Origin of the sequence: Mesorhizobium sp. BH1-1-5 (assembly GCF_020165615.1) — a bacterium.
GTDB lineage: Bacteria > Pseudomonadota > Alphaproteobacteria > Rhizobiales > Rhizobiaceae > Mesorhizobium.
Genome location: NZ_JAIUIM010000002.1, coordinates 300,729 through 317,065 on the forward strand (window position 1 = coordinate 300,729; position 16,337 = coordinate 317,065).

A 16,337-nucleotide genomic window follows, 5' to 3' on the forward strand; every position below is an offset into this window, starting at 1 on the left:
CTGGGTAGCTTCCGAGAACCGGAGCGGAACGTACTTGAAGTACGTGAGCACCGGAAGCGCAGGAAACCGCCATTTGCAGGCCGGCCTCATCAACACACCCTAGGCGCGTTTGGCGACGATGAAGATACGCGGAAAGCGCAGCAGCACCTTGCCGTTCGCCGTCTTCGGGTAGGCCTTGGCGATCTTTGCCGTGTAGCTGTCGAGAAACACCTTCTTCTCATCCGCGTCGAGCGGATCGAGGAACGGCTTCAGCCCGGTCGCCTTGACCCATTCGACGATCGCCTCGGCATCGGCAAGCGGATGGTTGTAGGCCGTGTGCCAGATATCGAGCCGGTCGGCGAGCGGTGACAGAAGATCGTAGTAGAAGGACACCGGCGGCAGCGGCCCGCGCGCCGCACCTTCGAGCTTGGCCGCAAACGGCAGTTCCGCCGCTGTCTCGCGCATCAGCTGATGCGACGGCTCGCCGAGATTGTCGGGCATCTGCACGGCCAGCGCGCCGCCCGGCGCCAGAAGCCCCATCAGCCGCTGGAACACCGCCGGGTGCTCAGGCAGCCACTGGAAGACGGCATTGGCGAAGATGACGTCGACGGGATGCTCGGGCTGCCATCCGGCGGCATCCGCCAGCCCGAAATTGACGTTGGGCAGCCGCGCCCTCGCCTTCTCGATCATGTCGGGCGAAGTGTCGAAGCCGCTGACCAGAGCATCCGGCCAGCGCTCGACCAGAAGCTCGGTCGAGTTGCCCGGACCGCAGCCGATATCGACGACGCGGCGTGGGAAATCAACCGGCACCTGCGCCACGAGATCACGCGCGGGGCGCGTGCGCTCATCCTCGAACTTCAGATACTGGGCGGCGGACCAGTCGGCCATGTAAGAACCTCGCTCTGTTCGCCGCCCTTTGGACTGATGCTACCGCGTCAGCCGCTTGTGCGTCATGCGGTGCGGGGCGGGGGGGGGGGGGGGGGGGGGGGGGGGGGGGGGGGGGGCGTCAGGCGGGGCGGGGCGGCCGCCGCGGCGCCGAGGCGGCGCAGCTTGTCCTTTTCGTATTCCTCGAAATTGCCTTCGAACCATTCGACATGCGCGTCGCCCTCGAAGGCGAGCATGTGGGTGGCCATGCGGTCGAGGAACATGCGGTCGTGGCTGATGATGACGGCGCAGCCGGCATAGGCTTCGAGCGCATCTTCCAGCGCGGCCAGCGTTTCGGTGTCGAGGTCGTTGGTCGGTTCGTCGAGCAGCAGCACATTGCCGCCGCCCTTCAGCATCTTGGCCAGGTGCACGCGGTTGCGCTGGCCGCCCGAAAGATTGCCGACCTTCTGCTGCTGGTCGCCGCCGCGGAAGTTGAAGGACGAGCAGTAGGCGCGGCTGTTGACCTCGTGCTTGCCGAGCTTGATGACCTCGGCGCCGCCGGAAATCTCTTCCCACACCGTCTTGTTCGCATCGAGCGCATCGCGGCTCTGGTCGACATAGCCGAGCTTGACCGTCTCGCCGATGCGGATCGTGCCCGCATCCGGCTTTTCCTGGCCGGTGAAGGTCTTGAACAGCGTCGTCTTGCCGGCGCCGTTCGGGCCGATGACGCCGACGATGCCGCCCGGCGGCAGACGGAACGACAGGTTCTCGATCAAAAGCTCGTCGCCAAAGCCCTTGTTGAGGCCTTCGACCTCGATGACGACATTGCCAAGGCGCTCGCTCGCCGGGATGACGATCTGCGTGTCGGTCGGCTTGCGGTTTTGCGACTGCTCGACCAGTTCCTCATAGGCCTTGATACGCGCCTTCGACTTGGTCTGGCGCGCCTTCGGCGAGGACTGGATCCACTCGCGCTCGCGCCAGATCGACTTCTGGCGGGCGTCGTCCTCGCGGCCTTCCTGGATCAGGCGCTTGGCCTTGGCGTCGAGATATTTGGTGTAGTTGCCCTCATAGGGAATGCCGCGGCCGCGATCGAGCTCCAGGATCCAGCCGGTGACGTTGTCGAGGAAGTAGCGGTCGTGGGTGATGATCAGCACCGAGCCCAGATAGTCGCGCAGGTGCTTTTCCAGCCACGCCGTGGTCTCGGCATCGAGATGGTTGGTCGGTTCGTCGAGCAGCAACAGGTCGGGCTGGCGCAGCAGAAGCTGGCAAAGCGCGACGCGGCGGCGCTCGCCGCCCGAGAGATTGGTCACTTGGGAATCGCCTGGCGGGCACTGCAGCGCATCCATCGCCATCTCGACCTGCTGTTCGAGATCCCAAAGGTTGAGCCGGTCCATCTCGTCCTGGAGCTTGCCGGACTCGTCCGCCGTCTCGTCGGAATAGTTCATCATCAATTCGTTGTAGCGCTCGATGATGGCGGTCTTCCGGGCGACGCCTTCCATGACGTTTTCCATCACGGTCTTGTTGGGGTCGAGCTGCGGCTCCTGCGCCAGGTAGCCGACGGTGGCGCCCTCGGCCAGCCACGCCTCGCCCTGGAACTCCTTGTCGAGCCCGGCCATGATGCGCAGGATCGTCGACTTGCCCGAGCCGTTGGGGCCCAGAATGCCGATCTTGGCGTCCGGATAGAAGGACAGGTGAACGTTATCGAGCACCTTCTTGGTGCCGTAGGCCTTCGACAGGCCGGACATGTGATAGATGAACTGGCGAGCCACGCGCGCTTTCCCTGGAAACTGAAGTGTCAAGGTGGATGGGGGTTGCGCGCTATGTAGGCGATGAAGGGCCGAACGGCAATCGCTTTCGGCGAGAGACGGCCAAACGGTGCGCATTCGCCCGGTTTGCACCCCTAAAGTCGGCCCACAGCTTTTCGCCGCCGCCGGCGGCAGCCTGAAATCAGTGGTTAACCATTCGCCTGCAAAACGCTAATAGATTGGGAAATCGCGGCCATGCCGTGGTTTCGGGGAAAAATCGGATCGACGACGTGCTGAACGGTGTCCTGCTCCTTGCCGAAGCGGTTCTGTATTTCGGCGCCATGGTCACGCTCTTCCGTTTCCGGCGCCGCATCGGCCTTGGCTTGTTCGTCTGCGCGCTCGGCGTCATGCACTTCCTCGAAACCTACCTTGCCAGCGTCTTCTATGTCGCGCTGCCATTCGGGCTGGTGTCGCCGGGTTCCGCCGTGCTGTTCTCCGGCAAGCTGGTCATGCTGCTTCTGCTCTACATGAAGGAGGACGCGGCGACCGTCCGCCAGCCGATCTATGGCCTGCTGCTCGGCAACGCCCTGATGATCGGCCTGGTGCTGGTCCTGCGCCTGCACGCGATCGCCCCGCTTCCGAGCGGCAGGATTCCCGACATTGCCTTCATCGACGAGATGGGCTGGCTGATGGTCTGGGGCACCTCGCTGCTCTTCGTCGACGCCATCCTGATCATCCTGCTCTACGAGAAGCTCGGCGCCTATCTGCGCGCCAGGCCGTTCATGCGCATCCTCGCATCGGTCGCCTGCGTGCTCACCTTCGATCAGGCCGGCTTCTTCATCGCGCTGCATTTCGTCGCCGGCGCGCCGATCGAGGTCTTCTTCGGCGGCTGGTTCGCCAAGATGGGCGCAGCACTCGCCTATAGCGGCATGCTCGTCGCCTATCTCAAATGGGTCGAGGACAACGATGTCGCCGTCCCGCGCGGCCTCTCCGACATTTTCGACACCCTCACCTATCGCGAGCGCTATGAAGCGCTGATCAAATATGTCGGCCGCGACGGCCTCACCGGCCTCTTACATCGCGGCAGTTTCGATGCCGACGGCGAATCCGCTGTTTCGGCCGCCATCAGGATCGGCAAGCCGCTCAGCCTGCTCATCGTCGACGTCGACCATTTCAAGTCCATCAACGACCGCTTCGGTCATGCCGAGGGCGACAAGGTGCTGAAATCGATGGCGGCTTTGCTGGCCGAGACGGTCGGCGGCAACGATCAGGTGTTCCGCATCGGCGGCGAGGAATTCGCCGTGCTGACACAGCAGTTGCACGCGCCGGCCAGGCTGCTCGGCGAGACCATCCGGAACGCCGCCAAGACATCGGCGCATACCAACCGCTTCAACATCACCGTGAGCGCCGGCGTCTCCACCGTGAGCGAGACGACACGTTGCCTCGCCGACATTTTCGCGCTGGCCGACCAGCGACTCTACAAGGCCAAGCTGAGCGGCCGCGACCGCGTGGTCGGCGAACCCGGCAGCGAGGCGATCATCCTGCAGGCCGCCCCCAGATCAGCCTGACACAAGAACCAGCCTGACCAATATCCGCCCGGCCAGGGAACTCCCTCCTACTGGAAGCCGATCGCGTCGACGGTGCCCTTCGGGCAACCGGCCTTGCCTGTCGACGCCGATGCCATCATGAGATCGGCAAGCTTGCTGTCCGGTCCGATCGGGCCGGACAGGCCGAGCGTCAATTCGCCGATCAGGCGCCGGCCGCTCGACGGGTCGACCAGGCAGGACACGCGCACGCGGTCGCCCGCGCCGGCGCCGAAGGCTTCGTTGAAGGCGCCTCGGATCTGGTCCGAGGTCAATTGCTTGCCGATGTTCTTGTTGAAGAGATCGCGCACCGCGGACGCGTTCACCGCCCGCACCAGGTTGAGCGCGTCGGAGAAATACTCCTGCTGGCTCTTGCCGTAGCAGGTGCCGTGCTTGATCCATTCGTGGCGCTCGAGCTTGGAAGCCGTGCCCGGCATCACCTGGTCGAGCTCGGCGCGCGTGTTGGCGTCGAGATCGACCGGCGGCAGGTCTCCCCAATGCGTCGGATTGTCATTGGCCTTGTCGCTCGCCGATACCTGGCAATAGAAATTGCCGTTCGGCTGCGGCCATAGCCCATGCAGTGTAAAATGCGAGGCATCGAACTCGCTTGGGCTTTGCGCCTTGCATTCAGGCTTGCTCGCCTTGGTCTCGCAGAATGCCGGCTGCCAGCTCAGCGCAAAGACATATTCGGGTTTTCCGGAGGCAGACGACGGCTTGGCCTGACCGGAAGGCGCTGGGGTAGCCGCGCTGCCGCCGCTGACATGGCCGCAGCCGATCTTCACCCAGCGCCGCTCGGGATCGGCGCCCGGCACCTGGATAAGGTAGTGGGTCGGCTCGTCCTTGTTGGCGGCAAGAAGGTCGTAGCTCTTTCCGGCTTCGGTCGAGATGTTGCCGGGGTTCTTGCCGCTCTTGATGGCCTGCGTCGCGGGACAGGCGCTGTCGGCAACGAAAGTGCCACTCATCTTCACATCGGCATGCGCCGCGCCGGCACCGGCCACGGCCAGCACCATCGAACCCCACAACGCCCAAACCCGCATCCCGCTCTCCCGGCGATCATTGAACCGTATTGGATTCGTCACACTAGAACAGCCGGCGTGTCAGAATTGCGATCTTTTTCACCACGCGAAAAAACAATCCCCAGCTCAGCGCTTCCGTCGGCGTATTCGCAACTGCCCTGGGCGCTTCCGCGAAACGACGGATTGCCGGCGTTGCATATCGGCAAGCGCGCTCGTCCACTTGACGCCGGCAAAGCCCTCGCCCAACAGTCGACCAGAGCATGATGCCGAAAAGTGTGAAGCGGTTTTCGGACGCCATCATGCTCTATCTCTTAGATTTAGAGCGAGACATGCCATTCGACAGAAAGACCAGCCTGGCCTCACCGACCGGGGCCGAGCTCAACCTCTATGTGAAACAAGCCGCCGGTAATCCGCGCGCCGTGGTCCAGATCAACCACGGCCTGGCCGAGCACGCGGCGCGCTATGCCCGCTTTGCCGATTTCCTGAGCGGGCGCGGTTTCCACGTCTATGCCCACGACCATCGCGGTCACGGCGCGACGAAGGCGGCCGACGCGCCGCTCGGCAAGTTTGCGGCTGTCGACGGCATCGCCAAGGTGATCGCCGATGTCGACGCCATTCACGACCTGATCGCGGCCGAGCATCCGGGACTGCCGGTGATTGCTTTTGGACATTCGCTCGGCGCTTCGGTCACGCTGAACTTTGTCCTGCGCCATTCCGAACGCGTCCATGCCGCTGCGATCTGGAACGGCAATTTCTCGCAAGGTCTGCTCGGCCAGTTGGCGCTGCTCATCCTGGGCTGGGAGCGGATGCGGCTGGGCTCGGACGTGCCGTCTCGCCTCCTGCCCAAGCTTACCTTCCAGGCCTGGGGCAAGGCTGTGCCCAATCACCGGACCTTGTTCGACTGGCTGTCGCGCGACCCGGTCGAGGTCGACAAATATGTCGCCGACCCGCTCTGCGGCTGGGATGCTTCGGTCTCGATGTGGCGCGACGTGATCGACATGGCGCTTCACGGCGGCAAGGACCAGAGCTTTGCCGGCGTCCGACGCGATCTCTTCGTCAACCTTGTCGGCGGCGAGAAGGATCCCGCGTCGGACTACGGCAAGGCCGTCGATCACCTGGCAAAGCGCATGCGGGCGATGGGCTTTTCGAATCTGGTTTCAAAGGTTTATCCGGAAACCCGCCATGAAAGCCTGAACGAGATCAACCGCGACGCCGTCATGAACGATTTCGCCGTCTGGGTGGACAGCGTGCTGAAATCCTGACGCGGTGGCCTATCGCATGGGTCGTGACACGGCCGGCACGGGTTGCTAGAGGCTGCGTTTCGTTAGAACACGGTGATCCATGGCAGAACCCCCGCTGAAAGGCATCCGCGTTATCGAGCTCGCCCGCATCCTCGCGGGACCCTGGGCCGGGCAGTTGCTGGCCGATCTCGGCGCCGATGTCATCAAGGTCGAGAGCCCGGATGGCGGCGACGACACCCGCAAATGGGGCCCTCCTTTCGTCATGAGCCATGACAGCGAGAACCTTTCGGCGGCCTACTACCATTCCTGCAATCGCGGCAAGCGTTCCATCGCCGTCGATTTCTCCAAGCCCGAGGGTGCCGAGACGCTGCGCAAGCTGGTCGCCACCGCCGACGTGCTGATCGAGAACTTCAAGCTCGGCGGCCTGAAGAAATACGGCCTCGACTACGAAAGCTTGAAGGCGATCAACCCGCGCCTGGTCTATTGCTCCATCACCGGCTTTGGCCAGGACGGTCCCTATGCGCCGCGCGCGGGCTACGATTTCATCATCCAGGCCATGGCCGGCATGATGTCGATCACCGGCGAGCCCGGCCGTGAGCCGCAGAAGGCCGGCGTCGCCATCTCGGATCTCTTCACCGGCCTCTACTCGGTCGTCGCCATCCAGGCAGCGCTTCGCCATGTCGAAATGACCGGCGAGGGCCAGCATATCGACATGGCGCTGTTCGACAGCCAGATCGCCGCCCTCGGCAACCAGAACCTCAACTATCTGGTCTCCGGCAAGTCCCCGGTGCAGATGGGCAATGCGCATATGAACATCGCCCCTTACGAGGTTCTGCCGGTGAGGGACGGCCACATCATCCTCGCGGTCGGCAATGACGGCCAATTCGGCAAGTTCTGCGCCGCCGTCGGCCTCACCGATCTGCCGGCAAACCCGGATTTCGCCACCAACCCGGCGCGCGTCGCCAACCGCGTGAGGCTGCGCGAGACGATCGTCGCGACGCTGGCGGCACTCGATCGCGATCCGTTGCTGGCGAAGCTGGAGGCCGCGGGTGTTCCGGCAAGCCCGATCAACACGATAGGCCAGATGTTCGCCGATCCGCAGACCATCGCGCGCGGCATGCGGCTCGACCTCGACGACGGCCATGGCAACCACCTGCCTTCCGTGCGCGCGCCGATGGTTATGTCGGGCACGCCGCTGGTCTATGAGCGCCCGTCGCCACGCCTTGGCGAGCACACGGACGAAATCCTTGCCGAACTGGAGAGAGCAAAATGAAGACCGGCGGACAACTGATCGTCGAGGCGCTCGAAGCGAACGGCACCGACCGCATCTTCTGCGTTCCGGGCGAATCCTATCTCGCGGTGCTCGATGCGCTGCATGACTCTTCGATCCGCACCATCGTCTGCCGCCAGGAAGGCGGTGCCGCGATGATGGCCGACTGTCAGGGACGGCTAACCGGCAAGCCCGGCATCTGCTTCGTCACCCGCGGCCCCGGCGCCACCAACGCCTCGGCAGGCATCCATATCGCGATGCAGGATTCGGTGCCGCTGATCATGTTCATCGGCCAGGTCGCCAGCCACGCCAAGGAACGCGAGGCCTTCCAGGAGGTCGACTACAAGCGCTTCTTCGGCGACATCGCCAAATGGGTTGTCGAGATCGACGACGCCGCGCGCATCCCCGAATTCGTGACGCGCGCCTTCGCCGTCGCGACCTCCGGTCGCCCGGGCCCGGTGGTCATCTCGCTGCCGGAGGACATGCTGACCAGCGAGGTCGAGGCGCCGGAAGCGCTGCCGCACACGCCGGTCGAGACGCGTCCGGGCGAAGCCGAGCTCGATGCGCTGCAAATGCTGCTCGCCAATGCAAAGCGGCCGTTCGTCATCCTCGGCGGCACGCGCTGGAATGAGCAAGCGGTGGCGCATATGCGCACGATCGCCGAGGCCTGGTCCCTGCCGGTCGGCTGCTCCTTCCGCCGCCAGATGCTGTTCGACCATCTGCACCCGAACTACGCCGGCGATGTCGGCATCGGCATCAATCCGAAACTGGCGGCGCGCATCAAAGAGGCCGACGTCGTGCTCCTGCTCGGCGGCCGCCTTGGCGAGATGCCGTCTTCCGACTACACGCTGCTGAAAAGCCCCTACCCCGACCAGGCGCTGGCGCATGTCCATGCCGATGCCGGCGAGCTCGGCCGAGTCTACCGGCCGACGATAGCCATCAATGCCTCGCCCGCCGCTTTCGTCGAGGCCTTCGCCAGACGCAAGCCCGCCGCCAGGCCCGCCTGGGCGGACGAGACGGAAAAGGCGCACGCCGCCTATCTCGAATGGTCGACGCCGCCGCAGACCGGCCCGGGCGCCATTCAGATGGGCCCGATCATCGAACATCTGGGAAAGGTCCTGCCGGAAGACGCCATCCTCACCAACGGCGCCGGCAACTACGCCACCTGGGTGCATCGCTTCTACCGCAACCGCCGCTTCGGCACGCAGGCGGCCCCCACCTCCGGCTCGATGGGCTACGGCACGCCCGCCGCCGTTGCCGCCAAGTCGCTGTTCCCGGATCGTACAGTGATTGCCTTCGCAGGCGACGGCTGCTTCCTGATGAACGGCCAGGAATTCGCGACGGCTGTCCAGTATGACCTGCCGATCATCGTGATTGTCGTCAACAACGGCATTTACGGCACGATCCGCATGCATCAGGAGCGGGAATATCCGAGCCGCGTCGTCGCCACCGAGCTCAAGAATCCGGACTTCGCAGCACTTGCCCGCGCCTATGGCGGCCATGGCGAGACGGTGGAAAAAACCGCCGACTTCGCGCCGGCCTTCGAACGCGCACGCGCCAGCGGCAAGCCGGCGATCGTCGAGATCAAGCTCGATCCCGAAGCGATCACGCCGACCCGCACGCTGACGCAAATCCGCAACAAGAGCTGAGGCGGCGACTTCCTACTGGCTAAACGACAAAAGGGGCGGTGAACCGCCCCTTTTGCGTCTTTACATAGCCTTCTCGATCTGGCCGCGGATCTCGCCGTCCTTGTTCTTGGCGGTATGGACGTTGACGTAGTATTTGCCGGCCTCGAGGTCGGCTGCTTGCGCGTCAGTGAGCGTCGCCGACCCCTTGATCGGGCTCTTCAGCTTCTTGAACGGGATGACCGGGTCCGCGTTTGCCCCCATGTCCGCCGGCCCGTGGATGTGGGCGGCAACGGCCGGCCCGCTGAGGCCGGAATATTTGACGTTCCAGCTGAGCTTCTTGCTTGTGCTGTCGAAGGTGAATGTGGCGGTTCCCTTGCCCTTGGTGGTGACGGGCGGGCTCTGCTGGCTGCCGTCGAGCGTCGCCTTGAACTTCATCGTCTCGGCCATGGCCGGTGAGGCGAGGAGAAAGGCGGTCGAAACGGCTAAGGCCGAAAGCATCGGCACGGAAAGGATGCGCATGAAGAACCTCCGTTGATGGCAGCATCCCGCGCGGCTCCCCGACGCGCGGATGCATCACTGCAACGGTTGGGTCGCCGGATGTATCCCGGCACACAATTATTTTACCGCGGGCAACGAAAAAGGGGCGGTCGCCCGCCCCTTTCCATCTTCCGAGTTGAGAGCGGAGCTTACTTGATCGCCTTGTCGGTGATCGCGGTCGTGTAGGCGCCGCTCGCCTCCTTGCTGATGATCTTCTGGTCGAGCAGCGCCTTGGCGGTGCGCTCGTAAGCGGCCGGGATCAGCTTGCCGTCGGCATTGTCGATCAGCTTGGCCACTTCCTTCATCATGAACTTCTGGTGGTTCTCGTCCTGGCCGCCATTGTCCACGACGATCCCAGCTGCCTCGTCGGTGTTCTCCGTGGCGTATTTCCAGCCCTTCATCGAGGCGCGCACGAAGCGCACCATCTTGTCCTCGAAGGCCGGATCCTTGAGCTTGTCCTCGAGCGTATAGAGCCCGTCCTCCAGAAGGTCGTTGCCCATGGCCGAGTAGTTGAACACGGTGAGGTCTTCGGGCTTGTAGCCGGCGTCCAGCACCTGACCGTATTCGTTGTAGGTCATCACCGAGATGCAATCGGCCTGCTTCTGGATCAGCGGCTGCACGTCGAAGCTCTGCTTGAGCACGGTGACGCCGTCCGGGCCGCCATCGGTCTTGAGGCCGATCTTGTTCATCCAGGCGTAGAACGGATATTCGTTGCCGAAGAACCAGACGCCGAGCGTATGGCCCTTGAAGTCGGCTTCGGTCTTGATCGGTCCGTCCTTCGGGCAAACCAGTTCCATGCCCGCCTTCTTGAACGGCTGGGCGATGTTGACGAGCATCACGCCCTTGTCGCGGGCGGCGAGTGCGCCACCCATCCAGTCGACGATGACGTCGGCGCCGCCGCCGGCGATCACCTGCTCGGGCGCGATATCGGGGCCGCCCGGCTTGATGTCGACGTCGAGGCCTTCGGCGTCATAGAAGCCTTTGGCCTTGGCGACATAGTAGCCGGCGAACTGGGCCTGCGTGACCCATTTCAGCTGCAATGTCACCTTGTCGGCGGCCATCGCCTGGAAGGCGGCCAGCGACATGGCGCCGGCCAAAGCAGAAATCAGCAGTCTTTTCATGTTATTACCCTCTGAAGTTAGCACCCAAACCCACCGCCCCTATCCACCTCGGACAGAGGGATGCCAAAACGTGACGGCTCTCTCGATGAGAGCGACCACGCCATAAAAGACCGAACCCGCAAGGGCTGCAACTGCGATTTCGGCCCACACCATGTCGATGTTCATCCGCCCGACTTCCGTCGAAATGCGGAATCCCATGCCGACCACTGGCGTACCGAAGAACTCCGCGACGATGGCGCCGATCAGCGCCAGCGTCGAGTTGATCTTCAGCGCATTGAAGATGAACGGCATTGCCGCCGGCAGCCTGAGCTTCAGCAGCGTCGGCCAATAGCCCGACGCATAGGTGCGCATCAGATCGCGCTCCATATGCCCGGATGCGGCCAGCCCCGCGACGGTGTTCACCAGCATCGGGAAGAAGGTCATGATGATGACGACGGCGGCCTTGGACGGCCAGTCGAAGCCGAACCACATGACCATGATCGGCGCCACACCAATGATCGGCAGCGCCGAAACCATATTGCCGATCGGGAGCAGCCCGCGCCGGAGGAACGGCACGCGGTCGGCGAGGATGGCGACGGCGAAGCCGGCGAGATTGCCGACGACATAGCCGATGAGCACTGCCTTGAAGATCGTCTGTCGCACGTCCGAGCCCAGGATCGGCAGCGAGTTGGCGATGCGCACGCCGATGGCGCTCGGCGGCGGCAAAAGGATGAAGGGAATGCCGGCGCCGCGCGTGATCGCTTCCCAGATGATCAGGATCCAGGCGCCGAAGATTGCCGGGATGACGAGGCGCAGCGCCGTCTTCGCCCAGCCCTGCGCGGGGCGCAGCGACGACAGCAGGGCGACGCAGCGCCAGGCAAGCAGCCAGGCAGCCGCAAGCAGCAGGAAATACGGCGCCAGCGCCGTGCCTTCGAAACCGGCTATGCCCTTGATCAGGAGCCAGGCGGCGGCATGCGCGCCGACGAAGAGCAAGATGGCTTCCGCGACCGGCGTCAGCTTTGCGGTCGAAACCAGCGCAGCGATGAGCAACAGCCCGATGATCAGCCCCTTCGCACCTATATAGGGATAGGCGAGCGTCGCGGCCGGCTCCGCCAGCGCGGCGGCTTCGGGCTTCGTCATCGCGCCGAGCGCGAAGGCAACGAGGCAAAGCGCAATTGCCAGCACCGATTGCCAGGACGGTTTCAACCAGCTCATGCCGGCCTCCCACCCATGGCGCGGTCGACCAGGCGCCCGGCGATACCTACCGCCATCACCAGCAGCGCGGCGACGATCGAGCCCGCGACCAGCGCCGACCAGATATCGATCGTCTGGCTGTAATAGGCGCCCGCGAGCAGCTTCGCGCCGATGCCGGCGACCGCACCGGTCGGCAGCTCGCCGACGATGGCGCCGACCAGGCTTGCCGCCACCGCCACCTTCATCGAGGTGAACAGGAACGGCACCGAGGCCGGCACCCTGAGCTTCCAGAAGGTCTGCGAGGCGCTGGCGTTATAGGTATGCATCAGGTCAAGATGCATGAGCTCAGGGGAGCGCAGGCCTTTGACCATGCCGACCGCGACCGGGAAGAACGACAGATAGGTCGAGATCAGCGCCTTCGGGATCAGGCCGGTGATGCCGATTGCCGCCAGCACCACGATGATCATCGGCGCCACCGCCAGGATCGGAATGGTCTGCGAGGCGATGATCCACGGCATAAGGCTGCGGTCCAGCGTCGCAACATGCACGATGCCGACCGCAATGACGATGCCGAGCGCGGTGCCAAAGGCAAAGCCGAGCAGCGTCGACGACAGCGTCACCCAGGCGTTGTAGACCAGGCTGCGGTTCGAGGTGACGCCGCGCAGGAAGGTGTTTTCGAAGAAATTCACCGCCACCTGATGCGGCGCCGGCAGCGTCGGCTTCGGCTGCGACAACGTCTTGCCGATGAACTCGACGACGCCCGGCGTCTCATTGGCGCGGCGGTCGAGATCGCGTTGGAACGGCGCGTTGAGGATGACGGCGAAGACGTACCAGAGCACGACCACGCCGGTGAGGATGGTGGTGACGGGGACGATCTTGGAGCGGAAGCTATCCATCTAGCAGGGCGCCTCAATCATCATAGCTGTGCCCAGCCCTGAGGCCATCGCGCACGCGCGCGGCGATCGCCAGGAATTCCGGCGTCTCGCGGATGTCGAGCGGGCGCTTCCTCGGCAGCGTCGATTCGATGACGTCGGTGACGCGGCCGGGCCGCGGCGACATCACGACGATGCGCGTCGAGAGATACACCGCCTCGGGGATCGAATGGGTGACGAAGCAGATCGTCTTGTTGGTCCGGTCCCAGAGGTCGAGGAGCTGCTCGTTCAGATGGTCGCGCACGATCTCGTCGAGCGCGCCGAAGGGCTCGTCCATCAAAAGCAGGTCCGCATCGAAGGCCAAGGCACGCGCGATCGAGGCGCGTTGCTGCATGCCGCCGGAAAGCTGCCAGGCATATTTCTTCTCGAAGCCCGAGAGGTTGACGAGCCCCAGCGTGCGCTTGATGCGCTCCGCCTGCTCGGCCTGACTGAGGCCCATGACCTCCAGCGGCAGCGCCACGTTGCGCTCGATCGTGCGCCACGGGAACAGGGCCGCCGCCTGGAAGACATAGCCATAGGCGCGTTTCTCGCGTGCCTGCTCAGGCGACATCCCGTTGACGGAGATCGTCCCGGAGGTCGCCTTCTCCAGATCGGCGATGACGCGCAGCAAGGTGGTCTTGCCGCAGCCGGACGGGCCGATGAAGGAGACGAATTCGCCCTTGCCGATGGTCAGATCGACATTGGAAAGCGCCTGCACCGGACCGTCATTGGTCTGGAAGGTGAGGCCGAGCTTGCTTGCCGAAACGACGGCTGGCGGCTGTTCGGTCATTGGCTGCAGCCTGCCTTTCGCAGCCGCTGCCGCGCTGCCCGCAATCCGGTTGATTTTATGATAGCGTTGCTTTCCACTCGTCCTGTCCCACCCGATCGACGCCGCCCGGAGCCTTGCCGATGTCGCCTAAACCCACCTGTCATCTCGTTCGCCCCGAAAGCACTTACCAGGGCAAGCAGGGACTGAGCTATTTCGCCGGCATCGCCGCCGAGACCGTCGGCTCGTCCGGCATCTGCATGCATCTTCTCACCATCCCGCCCGGCGCCCGCGCCAAGGCGCATAAGCATGAAAGCCACGAGACGGCCATCTACGTGCTCTCGGGCGAAGTCCACACCTGGTACGGCGACCGGCTCGAGCATCACATCGTCGTCAAGGCCGGCGACCTCTTCTATATTCCGGCGGGCGTTCCGCATCTGCCCGCCAATCTGAGCGGCGCGCCTTCTTCCGCGGTCATCGCCCGCACCGATCCCAACGAACAGGAAAGCGTCATCCTGCTGCCGGAGTTGGACGGCCTTGTAGCCTAAGGCATTTTGCAGCCAAGCGGCATCGCTTGGCGTCGCATAGATGCGGCCGGAACGAACACGCCTCTCAGGAATCGACGGAATCGCCGTCATTTGCATCGGGAGACTTCGCCCATCACGTTGCCGTCCCCGTCGGCCACCACCAGCTTCTTCACGTTCTTCGCACTGCGCTTGATAGTGAACTTGGTCGGCGCCTGTCCCTCTTCGCCTTCCGCCTCGCACTTCGCAGTCACCACCAGCGATCCGTCGGCCTGAGCCTGCCTCTCGCTGAAGGTGCAGGCGCTGGCCGCCGTGATCAGTTCCTTGTCGGTCAAGAGCAGCATCTTGTCGGCGGCGACTTCCTGGCCGTTCCGGTTGATGCAGCCATATTTGTCGCCATAAGGCTTGCTGAGGTCGATGCCCGCGGCGAGCGCCTGGCCGGCGGCCAGCACAGCAGTCGCCGCGATCGCAAGATGAAGAGCCCGCATGGTCAGACCCCGGTGGCCGGAATGCCGGTACGCTCCACCTTGCGCGGCGCGGAAATCTCCTTCCAGGTCGACAGTGCCCGGTTGACCGCGGCGTTCGGCTCACGCGCGACGAACTCGCCATGGCCGACCTTGGCCTTCACGTCCGCTTCCTCGATCGACAATTCGCCGCGCGAGAAGACGAAGCGCGGCAGGCCGGTCACCTCGACGCCTTCGAAGACGTTGTAGTCGATCACCGACTGCTGCTTCTTGGCCGAGATGGTCTTCTTGCGCTTCGGATCCCAGACGATGATGTCGGCGTCTGCGCCTTCGACGATGGCGCCCTTCTTCGGATACATGTTGAGGATCTTGGCGATGTTGGTCGAGGTCACGGCGACGAACTCGTTCATCGTCAGCCGTCCGGTGTTGACGCCTCTCGTCCACAGAACCGGCAAGCGGTCCTCGAGCCCGCCTGTGCCGTTCGGGATCTTGGTGAAGTCGCCGACGCCGTTGCGCTTCTGTTTGGTCGTGAAGGCGCAGTGGTCGGTCGCCACCACCTGCAGCGAACCGGCCTGCAGGCCGGCCCACAGCGAATCCTGATGAAGCTTGTTGCGGAAGGGCGGGCTCATCACCCGGCGTGCCGCGTGGTCCCAGTCCTTGTTGAAATATTCGGTCTCGTCGAGCGTCAAATGCTGGATCAGCGGCTCGCCGAACACCCGCATGCCCTTCTGGCGGGCGCGGCGGATCGCCTCGTGGCTCTGCTCGCAGGAGACATGCACGACATAGAGCGGCACGCCGGCCATGTCGGCAATCATGATGGCGCGGTTCGTCGCCTCGCCTTCCACTTCCGGCGGGCGCGAAAAGGCGTGGCCCTCGGGGCCGTTGTTGCCTGCGGCGAGCAGTTTTTGCGAGAGCGCGGCGACGACGTCGCCATTCTCGGCATGGACCAGCGGCAGCGCGCCGAGATCGGCGCAGCGCTGGAACGAGGCATACATCTCGTCGTCGTCGACCATCAGCGCGCCCTTGTAGGCCATGAAATGCTTGAACGAGGTGATGCCCCTGTCGACCACCGTCGCCATCTCGTCGAACACCTGCTTGCCCCACCAGGTGATCGCCATGTGGAAGGAGTAGTCGCAGGCGGCCTTCGATGTCTTGTTGTCCCACATCTGCAGGGCTGCGAGCAGCGACTGCTGCGGCGCCGGCAGGCAGAAATCGACGACCATGGTCGTGCCGCCGGAAAGTGCTGCGCGCGTGCCGGATTCGAAATCGTCGGCCGAATAGGTGCCCATGAAGGGCATTTCGAGATGGGTGTGCGGATCGATGCCACCCGGCATGACATAGCAGCCCGTGGCGTCGAACTCATGGTCGCCGTGCAGGTTCGAGCCAATGGCGACGATCTTGCCGTGCTGCATCAGCACGTCGGCCTTCCACGTGCGGTCGGCAGTGACGACGGTGCCGTTGCGGATGACTTTGGTCATATCTGTTCCCCTGTTCTTTCGCGCTTCTTTGCGGGCG

General features: G+C 64.1%; 16 protein-coding genes. 5 read left to right on the forward strand and 11 right to left on the reverse strand.

The genetic code is table 11. From position 1 onward, the window contains the following. Positions 1–99: 99 nt before the first annotated feature. The gene (gene tam / locus LB572_RS04045) at positions 100–867 is read right to left on the reverse strand and encodes a trans-aconitate 2-methyltransferase (RefSeq protein ID WP_224666809.1); all 768 of its coding nucleotides are present in this window, start codon (positions 865–867) and stop codon (positions 100–102) included. A gap of 62 nt (positions 868–929) precedes the next feature. After that, complete coding sequence (gene ettA / locus LB572_RS04050; RefSeq protein ID WP_224666810.1) at positions 930–2,612, reverse strand: energy-dependent translational throttle protein EttA; 1,683 nt, start codon at positions 2,610–2,612, stop codon at positions 930–932. A gap of 266 nt (positions 2,613–2,878) precedes the next feature. Between ettA and LB572_RS04055 the strand changes: the two genes are divergently transcribed. After that, positions 2,879–4,156 (forward strand): sensor domain-containing diguanylate cyclase, encoded by a 1,278-nt coding sequence (locus LB572_RS04055; protein ID WP_224666811.1) that lies wholly within the window; start codon positions 2,879–2,881, stop codon positions 4,154–4,156. Positions 4,157–4,203: 47 nt separating this feature from the next. Here the strand turns inward: LB572_RS04055 and LB572_RS04060 are convergent, their stop codons facing one another. After that, positions 4,204–5,208 (reverse strand): ribonuclease T2 family protein, encoded by a 1,005-nt coding sequence (locus LB572_RS04060; RefSeq protein ID WP_224666812.1) that lies wholly within the window; start codon positions 5,206–5,208, stop codon positions 4,204–4,206. A gap of 43 nt (positions 5,209–5,251) precedes the next feature. Further along, positions 5,252–5,488: a hypothetical protein gene (locus LB572_RS04065; RefSeq protein WP_224666813.1), complete on the reverse strand. Its 237-nt coding sequence runs from the start codon at positions 5,486–5,488 to the stop codon at positions 5,252–5,254. A gap of 28 nt (positions 5,489–5,516) precedes the next feature. Between LB572_RS04065 and LB572_RS04070 the strand changes: the two genes are divergently transcribed. From LB572_RS04070 to LB572_RS04080, 3 genes are all read left to right on the forward strand, one after another. Then, complete coding sequence (locus tag LB572_RS04070; RefSeq protein ID WP_224666814.1) at positions 5,517–6,449, forward strand: alpha/beta fold hydrolase; 933 nt, start codon at positions 5,517–5,519, stop codon at positions 6,447–6,449. Positions 6,450–6,528: 79 nt separating this feature from the next. Continuing rightward, positions 6,529–7,701: a CaiB/BaiF CoA transferase family protein gene (locus LB572_RS04075; protein WP_224666815.1), complete on the forward strand. Its 1,173-nt coding sequence runs from the start codon at positions 6,529–6,531 to the stop codon at positions 7,699–7,701. After that, positions 7,698–9,347: a thiamine pyrophosphate-binding protein gene (locus LB572_RS04080; protein WP_224666816.1), complete on the forward strand. Its 1,650-nt coding sequence runs from the start codon at positions 7,698–7,700 to the stop codon at positions 9,345–9,347. Before LB572_RS04075 ends, LB572_RS04080 begins: the two co-directional genes overlap by 4 nt. 60 nt (positions 9,348–9,407) lie before the next feature. Here LB572_RS04080 and LB572_RS04085 read toward each other — a convergent pair whose 3' ends face one another. The 5 genes from LB572_RS04085 to LB572_RS04105 form a co-directional block, all read right to left on the reverse strand. Next, a complete protein-coding gene (locus tag LB572_RS04085) occupies positions 9,408–9,845 on the reverse strand; it encodes a CHRD domain-containing protein (RefSeq protein WP_140706426.1) in 438 nt (145 codons plus the stop codon). Positions 9,846–10,012: 167 nt separating this feature from the next. Further along, entirely contained in the window at positions 10,013–10,984 is a 972-nt protein-coding gene (locus tag LB572_RS04090) for an ABC transporter substrate-binding protein (RefSeq protein WP_140807219.1), read from the reverse strand. Between the two features lie 39 nt (positions 10,985–11,023). Further along, positions 11,024–12,178, reverse strand: coding sequence for an ABC transporter permease (locus tag LB572_RS04095; protein ID WP_224666817.1), 1,155 nt, complete (start codon positions 12,176–12,178; stop codon positions 11,024–11,026). After that, on the reverse strand, positions 12,175–13,053 hold the full coding sequence (locus tag LB572_RS04100; RefSeq protein WP_140807217.1) for an ABC transporter permease: 879 nt from the start codon (positions 13,051–13,053) through the stop codon (positions 12,175–12,177). Before LB572_RS04100 ends, LB572_RS04095 begins: the two co-directional genes overlap by 4 nt. A gap of 13 nt (positions 13,054–13,066) precedes the next feature. Beyond that, positions 13,067–13,858, reverse strand: a complete 792-nt coding sequence (locus LB572_RS04105; RefSeq protein ID WP_224666818.1) for an ABC transporter ATP-binding protein — start codon at positions 13,856–13,858, stop codon at positions 13,067–13,069. A 119-nt stretch (positions 13,859–13,977) separates the two neighbouring features. Here LB572_RS04105 and LB572_RS04110 point away from each other — a divergent pair, with 119 nt between their 5' ends. After that, positions 13,978–14,382, forward strand: coding sequence for a cupin domain-containing protein (locus LB572_RS04110; protein WP_412033531.1), 405 nt, complete (start codon positions 13,978–13,980; stop codon positions 14,380–14,382). An 86-nt stretch (positions 14,383–14,468) separates the two neighbouring features. Here the strand turns inward: LB572_RS04110 and LB572_RS04115 are convergent, their stop codons facing one another. Both LB572_RS04115 and hydA read right to left on the reverse strand, forming a co-directional pair. Next, the gene (locus LB572_RS04115) at positions 14,469–14,846 is read right to left on the reverse strand and encodes a hypothetical protein (RefSeq protein WP_224666820.1); all 378 of its coding nucleotides are present in this window, start codon (positions 14,844–14,846) and stop codon (positions 14,469–14,471) included. A 2-nt stretch (positions 14,847–14,848) separates the two neighbouring features. Next, a complete protein-coding gene (hydA, locus tag LB572_RS04120; protein WP_224666821.1) occupies positions 14,849–16,300 on the reverse strand; it encodes a dihydropyrimidinase in 1,452 nt (483 codons plus the stop codon). Between the last annotated feature and the right edge of the window lie 37 nt (positions 16,301–16,337).

What these genes read in the sequence shown, in the direction of transcription:
- LB572_RS04105 (WP_224666818.1), bottom strand. Translation starts at nt 13,858, where the DNA reads ATGACCGAACAGCCGCCAGCCGTCGTTTCGGCAAGCAAGCTCGGCCTC.
- LB572_RS04115 (WP_224666820.1), bottom strand. Translation starts at nt 14,846, where the DNA reads ATGCGGGCTCTTCATCTTGCGATCGCGGCGACTGCTGTGCTGGCCGCC.
- hydA (WP_224666821.1), bottom strand. Translation starts at nt 16,300, where the DNA reads ATGACCAAAGTCATCCGCAACGGCACCGTCGTCACTGCCGACCGCACG.
- LB572_RS04090 (WP_140807219.1), bottom strand. Translation starts at nt 10,984, where the DNA reads ATGAAAAGACTGCTGATTTCTGCTTTGGCCGGCGCCATGTCGCTGGCC.
- LB572_RS04065 (WP_224666813.1), bottom strand. Translation starts at nt 5,488, where the DNA reads ATGATGGCGTCCGAAAACCGCTTCACACTTTTCGGCATCATGCTCTGG.
- LB572_RS04060 (WP_224666812.1), bottom strand. Translation starts at nt 5,208, where the DNA reads ATGCGGGTTTGGGCGTTGTGGGGTTCGATGGTGCTGGCCGTGGCCGGT.
- LB572_RS04070 (WP_224666814.1), top strand. Translation starts at nt 5,517, where the DNA reads ATGCCATTCGACAGAAAGACCAGCCTGGCCTCACCGACCGGGGCCGAG.
- LB572_RS04080 (WP_224666816.1), top strand. Translation starts at nt 7,698, where the DNA reads ATGAAGACCGGCGGACAACTGATCGTCGAGGCGCTCGAAGCGAACGGC.
- LB572_RS04075 (WP_224666815.1), top strand. Translation starts at nt 6,529, where the DNA reads ATGGCAGAACCCCCGCTGAAAGGCATCCGCGTTATCGAGCTCGCCCGC.
- LB572_RS04085 (WP_140706426.1), bottom strand. Translation starts at nt 9,845, where the DNA reads ATGCGCATCCTTTCCGTGCCGATGCTTTCGGCCTTAGCCGTTTCGACC.
- LB572_RS04110 (WP_412033531.1), top strand. Translation starts at nt 13,978, where the DNA reads ATGTCGCCTAAACCCACCTGTCATCTCGTTCGCCCCGAAAGCACTTAC.
- LB572_RS04100 (WP_140807217.1), bottom strand. Translation starts at nt 13,053, where the DNA reads ATGGATAGCTTCCGCTCCAAGATCGTCCCCGTCACCACCATCCTCACC.
- LB572_RS04095 (WP_224666817.1), bottom strand. Translation starts at nt 12,178, where the DNA reads ATGAGCTGGTTGAAACCGTCCTGGCAATCGGTGCTGGCAATTGCGCTT.
- tam (WP_224666809.1), bottom strand. Translation starts at nt 867, where the DNA reads ATGGCCGACTGGTCCGCCGCCCAGTATCTGAAGTTCGAGGATGAGCGC.